General features: G+C 69.3%; 22 protein-coding genes. 14 read left to right on the forward strand and 8 right to left on the reverse strand.

The window, feature by feature from the left end; all coding sequences use genetic code 11:
* From ACLEQD_RS05450 to ACLEQD_RS05465, 4 genes are all read right to left on the reverse strand, one after another.
* The coding region (locus ACLEQD_RS05450; protein ID WP_410382256.1) for a LytR/AlgR family response regulator transcription factor at positions 1–511 on the reverse strand (511 nt) is incomplete at its 3' end.
* 182 nt (positions 512–693) lie between these two features.
* Complete coding sequence (locus ACLEQD_RS05455; RefSeq protein WP_410382258.1) at positions 694–1,572, reverse strand: sensor histidine kinase; 879 nt, start codon at positions 1,570–1,572, stop codon at positions 694–696.
* Positions 1,509–1,811, reverse strand: a complete 303-nt coding sequence (locus ACLEQD_RS05460; protein ID WP_410382260.1) for a hypothetical protein — start codon at positions 1,809–1,811, stop codon at positions 1,509–1,511. The genes ACLEQD_RS05455 and ACLEQD_RS05460 overlap by 64 nt, the downstream gene beginning before the upstream one ends.
* Before the next feature lie 63 nt (positions 1,812–1,874).
* On the reverse strand, positions 1,875–2,639 hold the full coding sequence (locus ACLEQD_RS05465; RefSeq protein WP_410382262.1) for a zinc-binding alcohol dehydrogenase family protein: 765 nt from the start codon (positions 2,637–2,639) through the stop codon (positions 1,875–1,877).
* Between the two features lie 39 nt (positions 2,640–2,678).
* Between ACLEQD_RS05465 and ACLEQD_RS05470 the strand changes: the two genes are divergently transcribed.
* Positions 2,679–3,062 carry a winged helix-turn-helix transcriptional regulator gene (locus ACLEQD_RS05470; protein WP_410382264.1) on the forward strand — a complete coding sequence of 128 codons (384 nt, stop codon included), beginning with the start codon at positions 2,679–2,681 and terminating at the stop codon, positions 3,060–3,062.
* Between the two features lie 18 nt (positions 3,063–3,080).
* Here ACLEQD_RS05470 and ACLEQD_RS05475 read toward each other — a convergent pair whose 3' ends face one another.
* Genes ACLEQD_RS05475 through trhA form a run of 3 tightly spaced genes read right to left on the reverse strand, consistent with a single transcriptional unit; the run spans position 3,081 to position 4,184 of the window.
* The gene (locus tag ACLEQD_RS05475) at positions 3,081–3,497 is read right to left on the reverse strand and encodes a hypothetical protein (protein ID WP_410382266.1); all 417 of its coding nucleotides are present in this window, start codon (positions 3,495–3,497) and stop codon (positions 3,081–3,083) included.
* A 52-nt stretch (positions 3,498–3,549) separates the two neighbouring features.
* The gene (locus ACLEQD_RS05480) at positions 3,550–3,813 is read right to left on the reverse strand and encodes a hemolysin III family protein (RefSeq protein ID WP_410382268.1); all 264 of its coding nucleotides are present in this window, start codon (positions 3,811–3,813) and stop codon (positions 3,550–3,552) included.
* Positions 3,810–4,184: a PAQR family membrane homeostasis protein TrhA gene (trhA, locus tag ACLEQD_RS05485; RefSeq protein WP_410382269.1), complete on the reverse strand. Its 375-nt coding sequence runs from the start codon at positions 4,182–4,184 to the stop codon at positions 3,810–3,812. Before trhA ends, ACLEQD_RS05480 begins: the two co-directional genes overlap by 4 nt.
* Positions 4,185–4,333: 149 nt before the next feature.
* Here trhA and ACLEQD_RS05490 point away from each other — a divergent pair, with 149 nt between their 5' ends.
* Both ACLEQD_RS05490 and ACLEQD_RS05495 read left to right on the forward strand, forming a co-directional pair.
* Positions 4,334–4,972 carry a TetR/AcrR family transcriptional regulator gene (locus ACLEQD_RS05490; protein WP_410382270.1) on the forward strand — a complete coding sequence of 213 codons (639 nt, stop codon included), beginning with the start codon at positions 4,334–4,336 and terminating at the stop codon, positions 4,970–4,972.
* 168 nt (positions 4,973–5,140) lie between these two features.
* Positions 5,141–6,934, forward strand: a complete 1,794-nt coding sequence (locus tag ACLEQD_RS05495) for a M4 family metallopeptidase (protein ID WP_410382272.1) — start codon at positions 5,141–5,143, stop codon at positions 6,932–6,934.
* Between the two features lie 76 nt (positions 6,935–7,010).
* On the opposite strand, the gene ACLEQD_RS05500 is transcribed toward ACLEQD_RS05495, so the two are convergent.
* The gene (locus tag ACLEQD_RS05500) at positions 7,011–8,924 is read right to left on the reverse strand and encodes a propionate--CoA ligase (RefSeq protein WP_410382274.1); all 1,914 of its coding nucleotides are present in this window, start codon (positions 8,922–8,924) and stop codon (positions 7,011–7,013) included.
* A gap of 145 nt (positions 8,925–9,069) precedes the next feature.
* Between ACLEQD_RS05500 and ACLEQD_RS05505 the strand changes: the two genes are divergently transcribed.
* From ACLEQD_RS05505 to ACLEQD_RS05555, 11 genes are all read left to right on the forward strand, one after another.
* Positions 9,070–9,468, forward strand: coding sequence for a hypothetical protein (locus ACLEQD_RS05505; RefSeq protein WP_410382276.1), 399 nt, complete (start codon positions 9,070–9,072; stop codon positions 9,466–9,468).
* Between the two features lie 34 nt (positions 9,469–9,502).
* Positions 9,503–10,027 (forward strand): hypothetical protein, encoded by a 525-nt coding sequence (locus ACLEQD_RS05510; RefSeq protein WP_410382278.1) that lies wholly within the window; start codon positions 9,503–9,505, stop codon positions 10,025–10,027.
* A gap of 173 nt (positions 10,028–10,200) precedes the next feature.
* Positions 10,201–12,060 (forward strand): hypothetical protein, encoded by a 1,860-nt coding sequence (locus ACLEQD_RS05515; protein ID WP_410382279.1) that lies wholly within the window; start codon positions 10,201–10,203, stop codon positions 12,058–12,060.
* Between the two features lie 38 nt (positions 12,061–12,098).
* Complete coding sequence (locus ACLEQD_RS05520; RefSeq protein ID WP_410382281.1) at positions 12,099–15,617, forward strand: hypothetical protein; 3,519 nt, start codon at positions 12,099–12,101, stop codon at positions 15,615–15,617.
* Between the two features lie 149 nt (positions 15,618–15,766).
* Positions 15,767–17,128 (forward strand): cytochrome P450, encoded by a 1,362-nt coding sequence (locus tag ACLEQD_RS05525; RefSeq protein WP_410382283.1) that lies wholly within the window; start codon positions 15,767–15,769, stop codon positions 17,126–17,128.
* Between the two features lie 106 nt (positions 17,129–17,234).
* Entirely contained in the window at positions 17,235–18,710 is a 1,476-nt protein-coding gene (locus ACLEQD_RS05530) for a DUF2252 domain-containing protein (RefSeq protein ID WP_410382285.1), read from the forward strand.
* An 80-nt stretch (positions 18,711–18,790) separates the two neighbouring features.
* Complete coding sequence (locus ACLEQD_RS05535) at positions 18,791–20,092, forward strand: AHH domain-containing protein (RefSeq protein WP_410382287.1); 1,302 nt, start codon at positions 18,791–18,793, stop codon at positions 20,090–20,092.
* Between the two features lies 1 nt (position 20,093).
* Entirely contained in the window at positions 20,094–20,693 is a 600-nt protein-coding gene (locus tag ACLEQD_RS05540) for an imm11 family protein (protein WP_410382289.1), read from the forward strand.
* A gap of 240 nt (positions 20,694–20,933) precedes the next feature.
* Positions 20,934–21,107, forward strand: a complete 174-nt coding sequence (locus ACLEQD_RS05545) for a hypothetical protein (protein WP_410382291.1) — start codon at positions 20,934–20,936, stop codon at positions 21,105–21,107.
* 44 nt (positions 21,108–21,151) lie between these two features.
* Positions 21,152–21,781, forward strand: a complete 630-nt coding sequence (locus ACLEQD_RS05550) for an imm11 family protein (protein ID WP_410382293.1) — start codon at positions 21,152–21,154, stop codon at positions 21,779–21,781.
* Between the two features lies 1 nt (position 21,782).
* Positions 21,783–22,367, forward strand: coding sequence for an imm11 family protein (locus ACLEQD_RS05555; protein WP_410382294.1), 585 nt, complete (start codon positions 21,783–21,785; stop codon positions 22,365–22,367).
* The last annotated feature ends 61 nt before the right edge of the window (positions 22,368–22,428 follow it).

Here is a 22,428-nt window from a genome sequence, read left to right on the forward strand (position 1 = left end):
CCAGCAGGTCCGCCAGCCGCCGCCCCAGCGCCGCGGCCTCGCCCGCGCGCAGCCGCTGGCGGGCCCGGGCCAGCGCCTCGTCGAAGCGCGCGTCGTCGAAGGGCTTCACCAGGTAGTCCACCGCGTGCACGGTGAAGGCCTTCACGGCGAAGGTGTCGAACGCGGTGACGAAGATGACGGCGGGCATGTGCTCCGCGCCTACTTCGCGCAGCACGCCGAAACCATCCAACTCCGGCATCTGCACGTCCAGCAGCACCAGGTGGGGCCGCTGGGCGCGGATGGCCTCCACCGCCTCCCGGCCATCGCGGCACTCACCGCACACCCCGGCGTCCGGATGGCGTGCGAGAGCCTGACGCAATCCCTTACGGGCCAGCGGCTCATCGTCCACCAGTAGCACCCGTAGCTCACCATGCGCCACTCCAGAGGCGTCCGGATGGCGCGTCAGTGCCGTCCGCAATCCCCTGCGGGCCAACGGCTGGTCATCCACCAGCAGCACTCGCGGCTCAGCCATGCGCCACTCCAGAGGCGTCCGGATGACGCGCCAGGGCCTGCCGCAATCCATTCCGGGCCAATGGCTCATCGTCCACCAGCAGCATCCGCGGCTCAGCCATGTACCGCTCCGGAGACACATGATGGGTGCGGCAAGGCCTGCCCCATCTCACTGTGATTCGGCGGCCAGCCTCCACGCACGGCTCAACCATGCGCCACCCCGGCGGTGCCCGGCATGGAACGCCACGGCAACAGGACCGTGGCCACGGCGCCCTGCCCTTCCGCGTTGGCGACGCGAAGCTGCCCCGCGTCTCCGTAGAGCTGCGACAGGCGCGCTCGCGTGTTCGACAGGCCAATCCCCCTGGCCGCTTCCAGATCGAAGTCCCGAGGCAGTCCCGGACCGTCGTCACTCACGGTCAGCTCCAGCGCGTCACCGCACCGCCGCGCACTGATGCGCAGCACCCCGGCCGCGGACCGCATGCCGATGCCGTGACGGAGCGCGTTCTCCGCGAGCGGCTGGAGCACCAGGTGGGGCACTCGGGCCTCCAGCGCGTCCGGCTCCACGGCCCACTCCACGCGCAGCCGGTCCGCGAAGCGCAGCTGCTGGAGCTCCAGGTAGCGCGACAGCACGGCCACCTCGTCGCGCAGGGACACCTCCTGGGTGGCGCCCTGCTGGAGCAGCTGACGAAGCAGGTCGCTCAGCAACACCAGCATGCGCGCGGCCTCCTCCGTCTCCCGCTCGCGCACCAGCACGACGATGGCGTTGAGCGTGTTGAACAAGAAGTGCGGTTGCAGCTGCGTCTGGAGCGCGAGCAGCCGGGACTCGGCCAGCTGCACCGCGAGCGCCGCGGCCTGCCGCTCGCTGTCCCGCGCTCGCTGGGAGGCCCGGGTGGCGGAGGCCACCGCCAGCACCGTCGCGTAGGCCATGCCCATCATCGGCAGCCAGCCCCACCACACCTGCAGCCAGCGCGCGGCCCAGGCCGTCTCCCTTCCAGGCATGGGCATGAACCCGGCCGTCGTCACCGCGTACACACCCGCGAAGAGGGCCCCCACGCCCAGGCACGCCGCCAGGTGCACGAGCACCGGGCGCGGACGCGGGGGCTCAAGGGCTCGCGCGCCGCGAGCCGGGCGAGCCACGGCGTGAGCGGCAGCCACACGTACCAGGCGGGCATCTGCCCGGCGAGCACCCGCCATAGCGCGGGCGGCTCGGGCATGCCCCGGCTGAAGGTGTACGTCTCCAGCGCGGAGAAGAGCGCGGGCGCGGACCACGCGGCGGCCCGCTTCGCCCAGGCTCGCCACGCGCTTCCGGATGCGTCTTCCACGGGGTCCAAGAGGCCCGCGAGTCTACCGGCGGGCGCGGCGGACTTCACGGCCTCCGGAACGCTTCAGGGAAAGCCGCTCAGCACAATCTTCCCCAGCGTGCGGCCCGTCTCCACCGCCGCGTGCGCGCGCCGCAGGTTGGCGGCGGTGAGCGGCCCGAAGTCCTGGGTCATGGTGGTGCGCAGCGTCCCCGCCTCCACCAGGTCCGCCACGGTGTCGAGCAGCCGCTGCTGGGACAGCGGATCCGCGTCGTAGAGGGCGCGGGTGAACATCAGCTCCCAGTGCAGCGCCAGGCTCTTGCGCTTCATCGCGTTCACGTCCAGCGGCGTCTGCGGGTCGTCGATGATGCCCAGGTGCCCGAACGGGGCCATCAGCTCCACCAGCTGCGCGAAGTGCTGCTCCGTCGCGGTGAGCGCCATCACGTAGCGCACGCCGCCCGGCACCAGCGCCCGCACCTGCGCCGCCAGCGGCTGGCGGTGGTCCACCACGTGGTGCGCGCCCAGGGACTTGCACCACTCCACCGTCTCCGGCCGCGACGCGGTGGCGATGACCGTGAGGTCCGTCAGCTTGCTGGCGAGCTGGATGGCCATGGACCCCACGCCGCCCGCGCCGCCCACCATGAGCAGCGCGTCCTTCGGGGTGCCCGTCTTGCGCCGGGGCACGCCCAGGCGCTCGAACAGCAGCTCCCAGGCGGTGATGGAGGTGAGGGGCAGCGCGGCCTCCTGGGCGAACGTCAGCCCCTTGGGCTCGCGGCCCACGAGGCGCGCGTCCACGACGTGCAGCTCGGAGTCCGTGCCGGGCTTCGCGCTCCCGAAGGTTGAAGGGGACAAGTACGCAGGATTTCCGCCCATACGTACAAAAAGGGAACCATGGCCCGGCACAAGACCCATGACTGCTCCGCGGGGTGTCCGGTGTCCGCGACGCTGGATGTGATTGGCGGCAAGTGGAAGGGGCTCATCCTCTACCACCTGCTCGAAGGCACGCTGCGCTTCGGGGAGCTGCGCAAGCGCATCCCGGACGTCACGCAGCGGATGCTCACGCAGCACCTGCGCGAGCTGGAGGAGAGCGGGCTCGTGCACCGGCAGGTGTACGCGGAGGTTCCTCCGCGCGTGGAATACAGCCTCACGCCGCAAGGCCAGACACCGCGCGGCGTGATTTCCGCGCTCAAATCCTGGGGAGAGACGTACCTGGGCCGGAAGGCCCCGGAGCAGGCGGCCTCGAAGCGCCGGTTCGCCGCCGTCGCGGGCCGCTGAGACAAGCGCCCGCCGCCGTTACTCCCGCTGGAGGAGCGTGAACTTCGGCTCCGAGGCGGCGTTCGAGGGAGGTCCCTCCCAGCGGATGGCGTCTCCCCGGCACTCGTAGGACGTCCAGCATTGGAAGCGCACGCCGCCCTCGCCGCACGCCACGTTGGTGACGGCGTCGGCCTCCAGCCGCGCGGCCTCGCCCTTCAGCATCTCCTGGAGGGCCGCGGGCGAGTAGTTGGTCCGGTAGATGCCACTGGTGCAGGTGGCCGCCTCGACCTCGCCCAGGAACTTGAACTTCCGCTGGGGCAGTTCCTCCGCCTTGACGATGGCGATGTTCGCCGCCCGCCGCCGCAGTTCCGGATCCCTCAGCGCGTTCGACGTCGCGCAGCCCTGCCCCATCGCCAGGACCGCGACCCACAGCACTCCACGAAGATGAATGGACATGTCCCCTCCGGAGCGCTGCTCTAGCGCAGTCCGGCCGGGAAAGACAGACGCCCTACCCCGCCGCGCGCACCATGCGCAGCACCAGCACGAAGTGCAGCCCCGCGCCCACCAGCGTCATGGCGTGGAACACCTCGTGGTAGCCGAAGACGCCGGGCCGGGGGTTGGGCCGCTTGAAGGCATACGCGAGCGCCCCCAGCGTGTACGCCAACCCTCCGCCAAGGATGAGCACGATGGCGGAGGTGCCCAGCGCGCGGAAGACGTCGCCGAAGTACGGCATCATCGTCCACCCCACCCCGATGGCCAGCGCCGCCGTCACCCACTTGGGCGCGCCACCCAGAACAGCGACTGCAGGATGCCCAGCACCGCGCCCGCGTAGAGCCACGCCATCAGCGTGTTGCCCACCTCCGGCGGCAGCCCCAGCAGGATGACCGGCGTGTACGTCCCCGCGATGAGCAGGAAGATGGCCGCGTGGTCCGCCCGCCGCATCCACGCGCGAGCCCCCGGCGACCAGTTCACCCGGTGGTACGTCGCGCTGATGGTGAACAGCCCCACCAGGCTCAGCGCATACAGCGAGGACGCCAGCACCGTGCGCGGCGTGGGCGCCATCGCCACCAGCACCACCCCCGCCCCCACCGCGAACGCCGCCGCCCACTGGTGCAGCACGCCCCGCAGCTTCGGCTTCTCCATTCCAGGCGCCGCCGCGCTCACGCGCGCCCCATGGCGGACTCGACACCCTTCGAAACGCGGCATTTCATGACGGTGTCGGCTCCTCGCCGTACCTACGAGATGGTAGGTTCCGGTCCGGTAAGTTACCGGTGGGTAGGTTCGAGGTCAACTTGAAGAAGAGACAGCGGCTGACGGGCGCCGAGCGCCGGGTCCAGTTGATGGAGATTGGGCGGGCGGTCTTCGCGTCGAAGGGCTACGAGGCGACCTCCATCGAGGAGGTTGCCCAGCAGGCAGGCGTGTCCAAGCCCATCGTCTACGAGCACTTCGGCGCGAAGGAGGGGCTGTACGCGGCCATCGTGGACCGGGAGATGGACGACCTGGTGGCGCGCGTGTCGGCGCGCATCGCGCAGGGCACGCCCCGGCAGCGCTTCGAGGACGCGGTGCTGGCGTTCATGGCCTACGTGAAGGACGAACCGGCGGGCTTCGCGGTGCTCACGCGGGACTCGCCCACGGCGGCGGCGCGGCGCGGGCTGACGCGCGTCATCGACGACCTGGCCCAGCGCGTGGGGGACGTCTTCCGCAGCGAGTTCGAGCGCGCCGGCTACCCGTCCAAGGTGGCGCCCATCTACGCCAACGCGCTGGTGGGCATGGTGACGCAGGTGGGCCACTGGTGGGCCGCGGAGGGCAAGTCCTTCTCCACGGAGAACGTGGCCCGCCACGTCGCGGCGCTCGGGTGGATGGGGTTGCGGCACCTGCCCAAGGACCCCGTCCCGCCCGGCGCGAAGCGCGAGGCGAAGCGCCGGGGCTGAAGCAAGGTGCGTGTCACCTGGACATCGCGTGTGTGGGCGCAGGGCCTCGCTGATCGGCGCCGTGGCCGTTTCACGGCTCCCCGAGTCTCCTGAATTACCCAGGAATTTTACTTTCTGGGTGAAACCACACCCCCTGGAAAGCGCTCACCGCGCGAACCGGAGTCCTCCATGCGCATCCGTCATTACGCCTCGCTCGCTTCCTTGCTGCTGCTGGGAAGTGCCTGCGGTCCGACTGAAACCATTGAAGACAGTTCGAAGGCCGTGGACCAGCAGGGCAGCGCGCTGGCCGCGAAGCCCGTGCGTGGCGACGGCCTGCGCCGGCTCCAGGCGGAGCGCCCCGGCTTCTTCAAGGGCGCGGGGGAGCTGACCTCGCGGCGCTTCCACGTGGATTCGCGGGGCCAGGCGCATGAGCGCCTCACGCAGACCTTCCAGGGCGTGCCTGTCTTTGGCGCGGCGGCCATCGTCCACCTGGGCGCGAACGGCGCGGTCGAGGGCGTGACGGACCGGCTCGTGCGCGACCTCAAGGTGGAGACCACGCCCCGGCTCAAGGCGGACGAGGCCATCCAGCGCGCGGTGGCCGCTCAGGAGGCGGCGGGCAGCGTGCTCACGGGCGCGCCCCGGGCGGACCTGCAGATCCTCGCGGACGCGAAGGACACCCGCCTGACGTGGCGCGTGCAGCTGGCGACGGTGGACGTGGACGGCCTGCCCTCCATGCCCAACGTCTTCATCGACGCGCGGACGGGCGACACCGTCTGGGGCTTCGACAACCTGCAGACCAACCGCAACCGCAAGACGTACACGGCGAAGAACCGCACGACGCTGCCGGGCACGCTGGTGCGCAGCGAGGGCCAGGGCGCGTCCGGCGACGTGCTGCTGGACCAGGCCCACGACAACGCGGGCTTCACGTATGACTTCTACGCCAACGTGTTCGGCCGGGACAGCTACGACGGGCTGGGCACGACGCTCACCTCCAGCGTCCACTACAGCAAGAACTACGTGAACGCGTTCTGGGACGGGACGCAGATGGTCTACGGCGACGGCGACGGCGTGCAGTCCAGCGCGCTGACGGTGCTGGACGTCGTCGGCCACGAGCTCACGCACGCCGTCACCGACACGTCCTCGGAGCTCATCTACGCCAACGAGTCCGGCGCGCTGAACGAGGCCATGTCCGACATCTTCGGCGCCTCCATCGAGGCGTACCGGGACGGCGCCGTCAGCGCCAACACCTGGAAGATTGGCGAGGAGTGCTGGACGCCGGGCACCGCGGGCGACGCCTTGCGCTACATGAACGACCCGGCCATCGCGGGGGACTACGACTACTACCCCACGCGCTACACCGGCACGTCCGACAGCGGCGGCGTGCACTGGAACTCCGGCATCGCGAACCTGGCGTTCCACCTGATGGTCAACGGCGGCACGCACCCGCGCGGCAAGACGAGCAACGTGGTGCCCGCGCTCGACGCCAACACCTACGCCAGCATCCAGAAGGGCGCGGCCATCTTCTACCGCGCGAACACCGTCTACCTGACGCCGGGCAGCACCTTCTCCGACGCGCGCGGCGCCACCGCGCAGGCCGCCGCCGACCTGTACGGCTCCAGCGCCGCCACGTCCGTCAACGAGGCGTGGACCGCCGTGGGCGTGGCCGCGCCGCCGACCTGGACGACCCTCGCGACGCTGACCAACGTCTCCGGCTCCCGCAACAGCAACACGAACCTCAGCTACGTCAAGCCGTCCGGCGCCACCGCGATGCGCTTCCAGCTCGCCGGCGGCACGGGTGACGCCGACCTGTACGTGAAGTTCGGCAGCGCGCCCACGACCAGCAACTACGACTGCCGCTCCGCGGGCGCCACCACCGACGAGTCCTGCACCATCAACGCCGCGCAGTCGGGCACGTACTACGTGCTCATCCGCGGCTACACCGCGTACTCCGGCTCCACCTTCACGGTGAGCTCCGGGCAGTAGGCAGCAGGCAGGCCGTCCACGGGCCCCCGGAGCGGTCGCCTCGGCCCAGGCGACCGCGTCGGGGGCTCGTCCTGTTTCAGGGCTTCGCGGGCCGCGCCTTCACGGCGGCCTGGATGCCCTCCAGGGCGCCCGGGTCCTCGATGGTGGTGAGGTCGCCCGGCTCGCGGTCCTCCGCCACCGCCTGGATGCTGCGGCGCAGCAGCTTGCCGGAGCGCGTCTTCGGCAGGTTCGCCACCACGTACACGGCCGCGGGGCGGGCCACGGCCCCCAGCGTGCGGCCCACCGTGTCCATCACCTCGCGGGCGAGGGCGTCGCGGTCCTCCTCGCGGTGCAGGCGCGCGGGGTCCCTGGGCACGGCGAAGGCCATCACCACCTGGCCCTTGAGTTCGTCCTTCACGCCCACCACCGCCACCTCCGCGATGCCCGGGTGGCCGCTGATGGCCTCTTCAATCTCCCGCGTGCCCAGCCGGTGGCCCGCCACGTTGATGACGTCGTCCGTGCGGCCCAGGATGAAGTAGTCCCCGTCCTCGTCGCGCGTGGCCCAGTCGAAGGTGTTGTAGAGGGGCGTGTCGAAGCTGGAGAAGTACGTGGAGACGAAGCGCGCGTCGTCCCCCCACACCGTGGACAGGCACCCCGGCGGCAGCGGCGGCGCAATCACAAGCACGCCCTTGTGGTTCGGCGCCGTCACCTCTTCCCCGCTCAGCCCGTCCACCAGCTTCACGCGGTAGCCGTAGATGGCCGTGCCCGGTGAGCCCAGCTTGCGCTGGCGCGGCTCCACCCCGGGGACGGGCCCCAGGATGGGCCAGCCCGTCTCCGTCTGCCAGTAGTTGTCCAGCACCTGCGTGGACGGCAGCGCGTCCGAAATCCACGCGTGCGTGGGCGCGTCCAGCGGCTCGCCCGCGAGGAACAGGTAGCGCAGGCTGGAGGTGTCGTGGCGCTTCAGGAACGCGGCGTCCTGCTTCTTCAGGATGCGGATGGCGGTGGGTGACGTGAACATCACGCTCACCTTGTGGTGCTCGATGAGGCGCCACCAGACGGCGGCGTCCGGCCGGATGGGCAGGCCCTCGTAGAGCACCGTCGTCATGCCGTTCAGCAACGGGCCGTAGACGATGTACGAGTGGCCCACCACCCAGCCGATGTCGGAGGCGGTGAACATCGCCTCGCCGGGCTGCCCCGTGTAGATGTGGCGCATGGACGCGGCCAGCGCCACCGCGTAGCCGCCCGTGTCGCGCTGCACGCCCTTGGGCTTCCCGGTGGTGCCGGACGTGTAGAGGATGTAGCTGGGCTCGGAGGACTCCAGCCACTCCACCGGCACCTGGGCCCCTTCATGCCGCGCGCCCAGCGTGGCGAAGTCCACGTCGCGGCCCGGCGTGACGGGGCTGCCGGTCACCAGGCCCCGGTCCAGCACCAGCACCCGCGCGGGCGGGTGCTTCGCGAGCGACAGGGCCTCGTCCACCAGCGGCTTGTAGGGGATGACCCGGCCCGCGCGCATGCCCGCGTCCGCCGTCACGAGCAGCACGGGCTTCGCGTCGTCGATGCGCAGGGCCAGGCTGTGCGCCGCGAAGCCGCCGAACACCACCGAGTGGATGGCCCCCAGCCGCGCGCAGGCGAGCAGCACGAAGACGGCCTCCGGCACCATGGGCATGTAGACGATGACGCGGTCGCCGCGCTTCACGCCCAGCGAGCCCAGCATGGCCGCCACGCGGTTCACCTCCGCGTACAGCTGCGCGTAGGTGTACTGGCGGCGCTGGTCCGTTTCGGAGGACTCGAAGACGAGCGCCGGCTGGTCCGCGCGGGTGGCCAGGTGCCGGTCCACGGCGTTGTGGCACAGGTTGGTGCGCCCGCCGACGAACCAGCGCGCGAAGGGCGGCCGGGAGGCATCCAGCACCGCGTCGAAGGGCCGCTCCCAGTCAACGAGGCGGGCCTGCTCCGCCCAGAACGCCTCCGGCGCTTCAATGGAGCGGCGGTAGAAGTCCAGATAGCTGCCCATGCGGACGCTCCTTCAATGGGGACGTCCCGGGACGATAGGGGCAGGCCCGCGCGGGGGGGAAGGACGCCCTCCGGAAACGGCGCGGGAATAAACGCGAGGCCGGGCGTAACCCCCTCAGCCGTTCCACTGAAGGAGGAGTTCCCACATGAAGCGATTCACGCAGGCGTTGGGCATGTCCGTGGCGTTGGTCCTGCTGGCCGTTCCCGTGGCGTACGCGGGCTCGAAGACGACGTTCAACCTGAACGTCAACGCGACGAGCCGCTACGCGGAGGGCTCGATGGGCTCCGCGCGCAACAGCGCCGACGCCATCCAGCGCATCTACTGCCGCACCTTCGCGGATGCCACGTATGGCGAGTCCATGCGCTGCTTCGCGACGAACGCCGCGAACGTCACGGTGACCTGTGGCTCCAGCTCGCTGACGCTCGTGCGCAGCGTGCAGGCCGCGGGGGACGAGTCCTACGTCGCCTTCAGCTGGGACGCGAACGGTGTCTGCCAGACCTTCGACGTGCTCAAGGGTTCGCACCTGGAACCGAAGGCGCCGTAGGCACGCCCTTGCGTCACGCCCCCGGAGACTCACGATGAAGACCTTCCTCCAGACACTCCTGTCACAGGTCCCGGGCATCGCGCTCGGCATCACCGGGGGCGTGGCGCTGACCTTCGCCACGCTGGAGTCCCGCGTGGAGCGGATGCTGGACCAGAAGCTGGAAGCGCAGTCCCGCCAGCTGCGCGGACTCCTCCACGCACCTTCCGCGCCCGCGCCCGCGCCCGTCGTGATGCAGGCACAGGACACCCGCGAGGAGCTGCGGCTCCTGCGCGAGCAGCTCGCGGTGCTCGTGGCGAGGGAGCCCGCCGCGGCCCCGGCCGTGGAGCCACCCGCGGAGTCGCGTGCCGTCCCCACGCCCGAACAGGTGGAGTCCTCCCGCCAGGGACAGCGGGTGCTGGACGACGCCATCGCCCGGGGGCAATGGACGGAAGAGGACCAGCGGCGCTTCCACCAGGCCATCCACGCCGGCCCGCGTGAGGAAGTGGAGGCCCGGGAGCGAAGCCTGTCCCTGGCCATCAACAGCGGCCGGCTGCGCCCCGTCTTCGGCGACGAGCGTTAGCGCGCCGCACGACGCACGCGCGTCCCGTCAGCACGCAGTTCCGGGCCCGTGCGCGAGCCGTGGATGCGATGACGGTGAGTCAGGGATTGGTCCTGACCTTGCAGTCAAAGACAGCGTGTCCGTGAAACAGGTTGTGTTTCACGACACGCGTCCCCCACCTGCCTGGTCCTCCCATGACGATCTCGACCTCCCTCACCATCCAGAACAACTCCGGCTGCCCCATCGATAACCGCGGCACCGTCGACTACAAGGACGGCTCGCTCAGCGGCAGTGCCCCCGCGAGTAGCATCGCCGCGGGCGCCAGCACGACCTTCAAGGTCGAGCAGAACAACTCCCTCTCTCCCGGGCCCGAGGGCACGGTGACGTACAAGCTGGAGACGGGGAACGAGCAGGTGCCCCTCTCCTTCTACTGGAACTACTCCAGCGGAGCGCAGCACCACGAGTCCTATACCGCCACCACGGACACCACCCTCGCGCCGGTGGTCATCACCCAGACGGACACGTCCGGCGACCATCACGCGACCACCTACCGGGTGGACTTCAAGCCGCGCGCGCCCCATGAGTGGGACCTGGTGTGGGCGCTGTCGGTGGGGCTCATCAACAAGCAACTGCACGCGCTGCGCTACTACCAGCTCATCCCGTCCGCCTTCACGCAGACCGCCAGCGGCGGCGCGCAGCTCACCGTGACGGCCATGGGCGACCCGACCGTGTCGGTGCCCGACGACCAGACGACCCACCTGGACGTGCACCTGCCCTTCACCACCGCGACCCTCCAGTACGTGGAGTCAGGCGCGACGAAGACGCAGGCCCTGTCGGGGATGACGGTCATCGTGTCGCTGGACCTGTCGCAGGCCCAGGTGACGGACCCCAACACGCTGGCCGCCACGTCGGAGGCGAAGCAGCACATCCAGGGGCTCCAGTCGCTCAACTACTCCGTCTACCGCCTCTTCCTGGACCTGACCAACCCGTCGCTGTTCCGGTCGCTCCAGGTGGTGAACGCGAGCAACCAGCCCGTGGCGCTCAGCCAGGCCGCGCAGAGCGCGCTCCAGGCCACGCTGGCCGGCGTGGGCCACATGGACGTGGCGTACACGACGCAGGCGCCGGGCAGCCCCGCGAGCATCGTCCCCACGTTCGCGAAGGAGCGCACCACCCGCTACGGCACCAACGGGAACTTCAGCACGCTCAACGTGTGCATGATGAGCCGGGGCCGGAAGGAGCCGGCGTGGGCCTCGCGCTTCGGCTTCACCGCGCCGCTGGCCGCCACCACCAACCCGGACGGCACCCCGGCGGAGGCCCGGGCGCGGCTGTTCCTCAGCCAGGACACGCTGGGCGAGGGCTACCTGAAGCCGGTGGTGCTGCCCGCCATCCTGAGGGCCTCCGGCATCCCGGGCGCCATCAACCGGCTGGCGCCGCTGAAGTACCAGTGCGTCGGCACGAAGGACAACTCCAGCAAGAACGACGGCCGGGGCGAGTTCGTCCAGGTGAACAACGGCTTCGACCAGTACGTGGCCGGCACGGAGAGCATCAGCTTCACCACCCAGCCCAACCTCACCCAGACCGACCGCTGCACGCTGTCGCTGTCGGGGCAGTTCCAGGTGAACATCGAGGTGAGCCAGTACCCGCTGGACTTCATCGGCCTGGGCATGAAGGACGTCCTGGGACGGGCCACCTACGTGCAGCCCTGGACGGGCACCGTCACGTTGCAGGCCGGCAGCGGCGGCAAGCTGGTGACGTCCGTGAGCATCGTCCTGGGCCAGGCCCCGAAGCCGGACGTGGACAAGACCCTGGACGGCTGGGTCTTCAACGCGCTGGACAAGCTGTTCAACTGGTCCTCCACGTCGCCGCAGGACGCCATCACGAAGCAGGCGCAGGACTTCGCCAGCAACCTGGCCACCGCCTTCCGTGACAACGCGTCCATGGCGCTGGACGTCGAGGACTGCGTCGTGCTGCCCACGGGCTCCGCGCACGACTACAGCCAGTTCGTCTTCAACGCCGAGGGCGCCGTCCAGGTGGACGTGTCCTTCCCCGGCTGAAGCGCCAATCCCTCTCAAAGACTTCCAAGGACCCCTCCATGTCCCAGACTCCCCAGACGGGAACGGCGACCGTTTCCTCCAGCCTCATGTACAACTACCTGGCCGCGACCTCCGTGGACGCGGCCTACCCGCTGGCCTCCGCAGAGGACACCGGCGGCTCCCCGCTGTTGTTCAGCGTGGGCGCGTCCGCCGCGAACACCGCGCGCAAGACGCTGTGGGTGATGTTGCGCGACACCACCGTGACGACCGGCTGGCGCCAGGTGGAGCTCAGCCCGGACGCCAACCACGACGTGCAGGGCTACGCGGTGGTCCAGGCCTCCTCGGGCCAGGTCATCATCGCCGTGGCCCTGGATGACGGCGCGGGCGGCAGCCGCGTGTTCGTCTCCCCGGCGCTCACGCCCACGCCGGACGGCGGCCCCTGGAACACGCTCAACACCGCGTGGGTCCAGCGCAACGGCGCCCCCGCCGGCATGCCCGTGCAGCGGCTGCTGCTGGGTGACTTCGTCAGCGCCAGCGAGGCGCCGCTGCTGGTGGCGGAGGTGAAGAACACGTCCGGCACCACCGGCCGCTACTTCGTGGACGCGTCCACGAGCAGCACGAGCAGCGCGTGGGTGAACTGGGCGCCGCCCAAGGACATGCAGACGCTGCACGACGTGGTGGTGGCGCGGGCCTCCATCACCGGCATCTCCTACCGGGGCACGTGGTCGCTGTTCGACGACAACACCGGCAAGCGGTGCCTCACGTTCACCAGCCTCCTGGACCCTTCCACCAACACCACGCACTCGCTGTCGGTGACGGCGCCGCCGGGCGCGCGCTGCCTGTGGGCGCTGGAGGACCGCCAGAACCAGGGGCTGAGCGCCCTGTACGTGGGCGGTGACGGGCTGTCGTGGTTCCCCTCCACCGGCCTGAAGAACGCCAAGAGCACCGCGCTGACCATCGCGTCGTCGGCCGTGCTGTCGGGCGTCACCTCCGTGCTGGCGCAGCAGGACTCGCAGCGCGTCAGCGTCTGGGCGGTGGACGGCAGCCAGCGGTTGTTCTCCATGAACAACGCGGTGGGCGCCACCGCCGGCTGGTCCGCGCCGCTCCAGCAGCGCGAGCACGTGGCGCGGCTGGCCCCGCGCCGCAACCAGAAGCGCTCCACGGGGGAGCTGTTCGTCACCTCCACGGACAACAGCCTCATCACGTACCTGTGGCAGGACCCGGACACCACCGCCTGGCAGAACACGGACATGGTGTTGCCCACCCTGGCCAACGGGCAGGAGTTCCCCAGCTACACCACGGTGGTGCGCTTCACCGACCCGCAGGGCGCGCCGCTGGCGGGCCAGACGGTCCAGGTGAACGCCTCCGAGTGGTCCCGCGTGATGGTGAACGGCTACTGGACGGACCTGGACGCCAGCACGCGCGTGGAGGTGAAGACGGACGGCACCGGCACGGTGACGCTCATCAACAAGGTGTCCGACGTGGGCACGCCCGTGTTCCGCTTCAGCGCGGCGTTCCTCGCCCAGGACGTGACGGCGGACCCCAGCAAGGAGCTGCGCGCGAACCTGGCCGCGAAGCTCAAGGGCCAGGACCTGTCCCAGTGGAAGAAGCCGGACGGCACGCCCGTGGTCCCTCCCGGCGCGGATCCGGACCTGGTGGCGCAGGTGCAGGCGTCGCTCCAGCAGCTCATGGACAACATGGACAGCCTGCCCGCGGACGGCTCGGCCGCGCCCGTGGAGCCCGCGGTGCCGGCGATGGCGCCCACGGCGATGGCGAAATCCCAGACATCCTTCCGGGTGCTGGGCAACGTGACGAACGCCATCGAGACGGCGGCGGGTGACGTGCTCCAGGCGCTCAAGAGCGCCGCGGGCGCCGTCTACGAGTACGTCATCCAGCCCATCGTCAGCGGCACGAAGACGCTGCTCCAGTTCTTCGTGAAGATTGGCGAGCAGGTGGTGTCGTTCGTCGTCCGCACGGTCAAGGAAGCCCTCCAGCTCATCAGCTGGCTGTTCCAGCAGCTGGCGGTGCTGATTGAAGACATCATCGCGTTCCTGGGCTTCCTGTTCGCGTGGGACGACATCCTGGCCACCCAGCGCGCGCTGGAGGCGATGACGCAGGACGCGCTCCTGGCGCTCGCGGGCAAGCTGAAGGGGTCGGAGGCCACCATCACCTCCTTCTTCGACTCGCTCATCGCCCAGTTCGACAGCCTCTGCGACTCCGCCCTGGGGCTCCAGGACGTGAGCACGCAGCAGGTGACGGCCCAGACGCAGGCCTCGGCGACACCGGAGCAGCAGTCCGCGCTCGACTGCCTCAACACCAGCCCGGGCGCGACCTTCTCCACCTACCAGATGTCCCACGGCGACATCGGCCAGAGCACGTCGGACGCGCCGGACAACCCGGTGATGGAGGCCATCTCCGACTTCGTCCAGACCGTGGAGAACATCCTGTCGGATGTCGCGACGAGCGTGAAGGAGCTGCTCCAGGGCCTCCAGACGCTCGCGCAGCAGGGCAACCTCAGCCTGCACGCCATCGTGAAGCTCATCGCGGGCGAGGCGGGCAAGGCGCTGCTGGGCGCCATGCGGGACCTGGTGCTGGGCCTCTGTGAAGTCGTGGAGGACCTGACCCAGGCCATCATCCAGGACGTGCTGCTGCGGCCGTTCAACATCCCGGTCATCACGTGGCTCTACAAGAAGCTCACGGGTGAAGAGCAGCTGACCATGCTGAGCGCTCTCAGCCTGCTCACGGCCATCCCGCTGACGATTGTCTACAAGCTGCTCACGGGCGAGGCGCCCGTCCCCAGCCAGCCACAGGCCAAACAGCAGGCCACCCTGGAGCTGGCGCGGATGCCCTGGCGCGCGCAGCCCACCCTGGAGCTGGCCGCGAAGACGAACAGCCTGGGACCGAAGGCCTGCGCCTACTCCGTGCTGGGCGGCGGTATGGCGGAGCTCGCCTCCCTCCTCTATTCCATCTTCCTGGAGGCCTCGGCGCTGCTGAGCATCGCGAAGGTCGAAGGCCCGCTCAAGAAGGTCAACGCCACCCTCCAGGCCGTCGCGACCGCGGCGGGCGTGGCCGGCACCTTCCCCACCGACGAAAGCGCCCTCCAGCGGGTGGTGGACCTGCTCCTCTGGTGCGTCACCGCCGTGGAGGCCATGACCTCGGGCTGCGTGGCCTACCTGGGCTGGCGGCCTCCGACGGGGGCAGACTCGAAGCTCGCCGCGGAGGTCGTGGAGGAGGTGGACACGGGGCTGCTCGGGGCCATTGGCGTCGGCGGGCTCATCCTCTCCGTCCTGAGCTACGTGATGGAGATGGCGGCCCTGGCCGGGGACGACCCGGTGTCCAACTCGCATGGCTTCATGACGGACACGGAGAAGCTCGGCGCCAACATCCTGCGCTACTCGGGGACGGCGCTCGAGTGCCTGGGAGGCTTCACCCCCTCACCGGCCAAGGAGGAGATTGTCTTCACCGCCTTCGCGTTCGAGTTCGGCGCCGTGGGCCTGGACCTCGTCCGGTGGGCGGAGGCCGTCATCTACAACAAGGACGAAGGCAACACCGACACGAAGTGCTTCCACCCCAGGTAGGCCCCCCTCACCCCCGTCCCCTGGCACGAAGCCGGGGGACGGGAGGTGTCACGACGGGAGCGGCCAGCGCGCCTGGGCGCCCATCGGTCCGGCTCGGCTACACTCGCGCCCTGGGGAAGGTCCTTCGTGCCCCGTCCAGGAGCCGCCGCATGCACGCCCCTTCCGCCCCTGCGGTCCTTCCGCCACCGCTTCCGTCGGGGCTGCCGTGGGTGGGGCAGGGGCTGGAGTACCGGAAGGATCCGCTGGGCTTCTTCCTGCGCTACGCGGACGCGGGCGCGGTGGTGCGGACGCGCTTCGTGGGGACGCCCATCTACCTGCTCAACACGTCGGACGCCATCGAGCACGTGCTGGTGAAGAACTTCCGCAACTACCCGAAGGACGCCTTCCAGAAGCGCGCCCTGGAGGCGGTGGTGGGCCAGGGGTTGTTCACCAGCCACGGCGACGTCTGGATGCGGCGGCGGCGGATGATGCAGCCGGCCTTCCACAAGCACCTGCTGGCCGCGCACGGGAGCGTGGCGGTGAGGGCCGCGAACACCTGGCTCGAGTCGCGGCGGGAGGGTGAGGCCTTCGACGCGTACCCGGAGATGATGGCGCTGACGCTGGACGTGGTGGCGGGGACGCTCTTCGGCGCGGACCTCTCCGCGAGGGCGCGGGAGCTGGGGCGGGCCATGGAGGCGGTGATGCTGCACGCCCAGTTCCTCTTCGACACGCCCCTCCCGCTGCCGGCCTGGCTGCCCACGCCGGGGCAGCGGCGGTTCCAGGCCGCCCTGCGCACCCTGCACGCCGCCGTGGACGACGTGGTGGAGGTTCGGAGGAGGCAGGGCGGCTCCGGAGACGACCTGCTGGGCCTGCTGCTGGAGGCGCAGGCCGGGGAAGGCGAGCCCCTGACGGACGCGCAGCTGCGCGACGAATGTCTGACGTTGATGATCGCCGGGCATGAGACGACGGCCGCGGCGCTGGCGCTCAGTCTGTGGTTGCTGGCGCGCCACCCGGAGGCGGAGGCCGCGCTGCGGCGGGAGCTGGCCACGGTGCTGGGAGGCCGCGAGCCCACGGTGGCGGACCTGCCGTCGCTGCCGTACTGCGAGCAGGTGGTGAAGGAGTCGCTGCGGCTGTATCCGCCCGCGTGGGGCATGAGCCGGGTGGCGGAGGCGAACGACCGGATGGACGGCGTCCACGTCCCCGCCGGCACGGTCGTCGCGTGGTCACAGTGGGCGCTGCACCGGGACGCGCGCCACTTCCCGGAGCCGGAGGCCTTCCGTCCCGAGCGCTGGGCGGACGGGCTGGAGCGGCGCCTGCCACGCTTCGCTTACTGTCCCTTCGGAGGAGGGCCCCGGCTCTGCATCGGCGCGGGCTCCGCGCTGATGGTGATCCGCCTGGTGCTGGCCACGGTGCTCCAGCGCTTCCACTTCGACGCCGGGCCCGGGCCCGCACCCGAGGTCCTCCCCGCCATCACCCTGCGTCCGAAGGGCGGCATCCCGCTCACGCCGAGGAGCGTGTCTCTTCGGGAGTGAACACTCCCCGCGTCGTCGTCCCTGGAGGCGGAAGATTTTCCGGCCCTGGACGCTTCCCGTTCCGGGGGGGCGGATCCACTTTTGGGGGTGAGGAGTCACACACCCCATGGATGCGGAAGGCACATCGGAGCTGGGGGCGGCGAAGGTTCCCCTCGTATCCACCCAGAAGCAGCAGCGCACGCGGCGCACGCCCCGGAAGCTGAAGCCCTCGCGGCTCCAGGCCGTGGACTTCCGCTCCGTGGAGGAGCGCATGGACGCCGGCCGCGCCCTGCGCAAGCGCTGTCCCCGCGGCAGCCACGCCGCGTGGAAGCCCTTCCGGGGACGGGACCCGCTCGGGCAGCTCAAGGAGTCCGACGCCACGCGGCTGCCGTGGCTGGTGCCCGTGCGCCATGAGCGCATGTCGGAGTCCCCCTTCGCCTTCATGCGCGGCACGCCCTTCGTCATGGCGCGCGACCTGGCCCACACGCCGCACAGCGGCCTCCGCAGCCAGATTTGCGGCGACGCGCACCTGGCCAACTTCGGCCTGTTCGGCACGCCCGAGCGCAACCTGGTCTTCGACCTCAACGACTTCGACGAGACGCTGCCCGGCCCCTTCGAATGGGACGTGAAGCGCCTGGCCGCCAGCTTCGTCATGGCGGCGAAGCAGAACGGCCTGGGCGCCCGCTGCGGGAAGAAGGCCGCGCGCAAGGCCGTGGAGTCCTACCGGCTCACCCTGCGCGAGCTGACGACGAAGAGCCTGCTGGAGGTCTGGTCGCTCCACGTGGACGCGAAGGAGCTGAAGCACGTCGGCTCCGGCGACACCGCGAGGCTCGCCACGGAGGCGGTGGAGAAGGCGAAGCGGCACACCAGCGCGCACGCGGTGGAGAAGCTCACCGTGGAGCGCAACGGCCAGCGCCACCTGGCCTACCAGCCGCCCCTGCTCTTCCCGCTCACGGCGGTGAAGATGGACGTGTCGCCGTCGGAGCTGGAGCGGCGCATCAAGCGGCTCACCGTGGGCTACCTGGCGTCGCTGGACGGCGCGGTGCGCGACCTGTGCCTGCGCTACCAGCGCAAGGAGTGGGGCTTCAAGGTCGTGGGCGTGGGCAGCGTGGGGCTCCAGGCCTACGTCGTGCTGTGTGAAGGCAACGGCGGGGAGGACCCGCTGGTGTTGCAGCTCAAGGAGGCGAAGTCGTCTGTCTTGGAGCCCTACCTGGGCCCCAGCGAATTCCACAGCGCGGGCGAGCGCGTGGTGGTGGGCCAGCGGCGCATGCAGGCCTTCTCCGACCTGTTCCTCGGCTGGACGGAGGTGGAGGGCATGGGCGCCTTCTACGTGCGCCAGCTGCGCGACATGAAGGGCGCGCTGGACGCGGAGAAGATGGACGCGCCCGTGTTCCAGGACTACGCGGACGCCTGTGGCGCCACCCTGGCCCGCGCGCATGCGCGCACCGGCGACGCCGCGCTCATCGCGGGGTACCTGGGCACCAACGACCACTTCGACGAAGCCGTCGCGGAGTTCGCCTGCGCCTACGCGGATCAGGTGGAGTCCGACTACGGGAACTTCATCGACGCGCAGGCGAAGGCGCTGGAAGCCCTGACGCACTGAACGGCTTCGTTGAAGTCGCCGCTCCCCAAGGCCAGGATGCCGCGCCTCCCGATTTTCCGGGAGGTGCCCTTGGGGAGTCCATGCGATTGGGTGTAGCCGTCTCTCTGCTGCTTCTCATGTCAGGGTGTGCGACCTCCCGTGTCGTCCACCTCGATACCGGGAACGGTCAGCGGGTCGTCCACGAGGCGGAGGAGGTGGCCCCGGTCCAGGTGGGCGAGGACGCCTTCACGTCCGCCCTCACGCAGCTCATCCTCGACCTGCGCATGGACGTTGCGTTCCGGGAGATGGAAGCGGCGGACGCGCGAGGGTGGGTGCGCTCCAGGACGCTGCTCGCCTCTTCGAAGGGCCTCGCGGACTCCGGCGCGGGGAGCTCACCGGAGTCCTTGTACGCGCGCCTCTGTCCCTCCGCGGATGACTGCCTCTCCCTGGTGGGCGGCACGGGGCTGACCTTCTCGCGCAAGGACCGCACACTCATGGCCTTGTCCTTCGCGCTCGACAGCGTGTGGGAGGGCGTCGAGGCCGAGGTGGGCAAGCTGCTCAACCCGGCGGCCCTCAAGGCCATGGTGACGTCCGCCGCGCTGAGCGTCCTTCTCACCCTGACGCTGCCCGAGCCTGTCACCAAGGCCATCGCCGTGGCGCTGACGGCCGCCATGGTGGCCTACCTGGGCATCGTGCCCGTCTGGGAGATGGGCCGGGGCTTCGTGCGGCTCTGGGACGACGCGGGGACGGCGACGAGCGTCTTCGAATTGCAAGACATCGGGCACCGCTTCGGAAGGGTGCTCGGCACGAATGGCACGCGCGTCCTGGTGCTCCTCGTCACGGCGGCGCTTGGCGGGAAGAACGCGATGGCGGCCCAGGGCCCCAGGCTCCCGGGCTTCCCCCAGGCCGCGCTCCGAGGACAGACCGAGGCGGGCTTCTCACTCGCGGCGGCGCTGAACGGGGGCGTGACGTCCATCTCGCTGCCCGCCGCGGGCGTGCTCAACGTCGCGCTCGCGCCGGGCGCCGTTGCCGCGCTCGCGATGTACTCGAGCGGCCGGATTCCAGGCGACGCAGAGGGGCCGGTCCATCACATCTGCACGAACAAGAACCTGGTTTCGGCTGCGACGGGCGGCCCTTGGACGCCGATATGCGAGAAGATTTTCAAGAAGGCTGGCATGACGCTTGAGGACGCTGCAAACAAGGTGCGCCTCAAAGGCCATGAAGGACCTCACCCAGAGCTGTATCACAAGAAGGTGGTGAGCCGACTACAGGATGCTGTCAGTCGCTGCAAGACAACGGAGTCATGCCGGGCAAGCTTGCTGAAAGAGCTTGCAACGATTGCCAATGAACTCCTGGTACAGGGCTCTGAGCTGCGTAGCTTCATCATCAAAGTAGAGGGGTGAGATGGAGGCTCGATTCTATTGGGTTGAAATGGCGGATGTACCCCAGTGGCTCGTTTCAACTCCTGAACCGGCATCGGGTGGCGCGTTCGAGGAGCCCTGGATGTTCGCGGACGGTCGCGTCCTGTCCCCCCCTGGGCCGATCAGAGCCGAGATTTCACATCCGGGCCAAAAGCGAGCGTTTATGTTCTCGGTGATAGAGAAAGCCCCCATCGTCAGCGAAGCCGTCGCGAACGTCTTCAGGTCCTTCGCTCCAGATGATGTGCAGCTCTTCCCAGTATCGATAGAGGGGGAAGCCGAGCCGTACTTCGTCGTCAATGCGACCCGGGTCGTCGATTGCATCGACGAGGCACGATGCCGGGAAGTGCATCACTACGCCGAAGACGACCCTTTTCCTGAGTATGCAGGCGAGTACCGCTGGATCTACGGCCTGCGGATCGACCCGGCGAAGACGGGGGGCGCGCAGGTCTTGCGGCCCAAGAAGTTCAAGACCGCGTTCATCGTCTCCGAAGAGGTCAAGACCGCCCTCGAAGCGGTGGGGAACCTGGGCGTGTCGTTCGAGCCGGTGACGGGTCCGCAGGAGCCGTTGCCCAGAGGGTCTTAATCCGGGGCGCACAGCCCGCCAGCCGCGTCCAGTCATCCTGGTGAGTGAAGAACCTCACGCCCAGTCGCTCGCGGACGTCCGCGTGCGCCTTGGCGGCCTCAAGGGTCCGTTGCAGTTGTGATTCCGCAAGGCCAGGATGCCGCGCCTCCTGCGCTTCCGGGAGTCACCTCTGAGGACTCCTTGAGATTCGTTGTCGTCGTCTCTCTGCTGCTTCTCATGTCAGGGTGTGCGACCGCCCGCGTGGTCCACCTCGATACCGGGAACGGTCAGCGCGTCGTCCACGAGGCGGTGGAGGTGCCCCCGGTCCAGGTGGGCGAGGACGCCTTCACCTCCGCCCTCACGCAGCTCCTCCTCGACCTGCGCATGGACGTTGCCTTCCGGGAGACGGAAGCGGCGGACGCGCGAGGGGGCTAATTTCCGAGCTTCGGCGCCTGATTTCTCCGAAAGAGAACTTGTGAATGACCGACGACAACTTCTACGACATAGGGATTGCGGACGTTCATCAGTGGGTCCTGGAACTGCCTGCTCCCGCATCTGGAGGCGAACTGGACGACCCCTGGATGTTCGGGGACGGGAGGCGCCTGTCAGACCCCGGGCCTCTCACGAGCAGGCCCTTTCGTGAAGGGCCGCAGCGCTCCTTCTCGGTGGCGAATTCGGGGAGAACGCCTATCGCGGATGAGCAGGTTGCGAACGTCTTCCGCAAGCTGGCACCCGACGACGTCCAGACCTTCCCCATCAGGATTGAAGGAGCAGGCAAAGGCTTTCATGTCATCAACGCAACCAAGCGCTTCAGCTGTGTTGACAAAAAGAACTCCCGGGAGGTGCAAATCTATCCTTCAGATGGAGTTGCGCCGGAGAGGGTTGGGACGTACCGCGCGATTCACGGCCTGCGTATCGACCGCACCAAGACAGCCGGCGCCCAGGTCTTTCGCATACAAGGATATCCCTCCGCGCTCATCGTATCAGCGAAGATCAAGAGTGCGCTTGAGGAAGTTGGAAACCTGGGCGTGTCGTTCGAGCGCGTGACGGGTCCACAGGAGCCATCACCCCCACCGCGCGAGCCTCCAGCCGCGCGCAGAGGGGGCTGAGATGGCACGAGCGTTCTACGCGGTGGAGATTGGGGATGTCCCTCATTGGTGCCTTGAGACACCCGCCCCCCTGGAAGGAGGCGCGCTGGAGGCCCCCTGGATGTTCGTGGAGGGGAGGCCGGTGATTGACCCGGGGCCTCTCAAGACAACCCCCTTTCACGTTGATGTGAAGCGTACTTTCTCAGTAGCCAATGCGGACCGCACGCCCATTGCGAATGAGCAGGTCGCGAGCGTCTTCCGGGAACTCGCGCCGGACGACGTGCAGTTGTTCCCAGTAGAGATTGAGGGGACGCCTGAGCGATACTACGTCGTCAACGCGACCCGGCGATTCAAGTGCATTGACGAAGCCAACTGCCGCGAGGTCCAGGTCTATCCTCCGGACGGGGCTGTACCCGAGCGGGTAGGCGAGTACCGCTCAATCTCTGGCCTGCGTATCGACACTTCGAAGATTGAAGATGCGCGTGTCTTCCGCCCAATGGGTTGGGAGCTGGCCTTGATTGTCTCCGAGGAGATCAAGGAGGAGATTGAGAGAATCGGCAACACGGGAGTGTTCTTCAACCGCGTGACAGGGCCGCGCGCACCCTGAGTGAGGAGCGCTCCACGGCCCTGAGCGCCGGAGGTGCCTCTCTTGGGGATGGCCGTCCCTG

Source organism: Corallococcus sp. 4LFB, assembly GCF_046520365.1.
Lineage (GTDB): Bacteria > Myxococcota > Myxococcia > Myxococcales > Myxococcaceae > Corallococcus > Corallococcus caeni.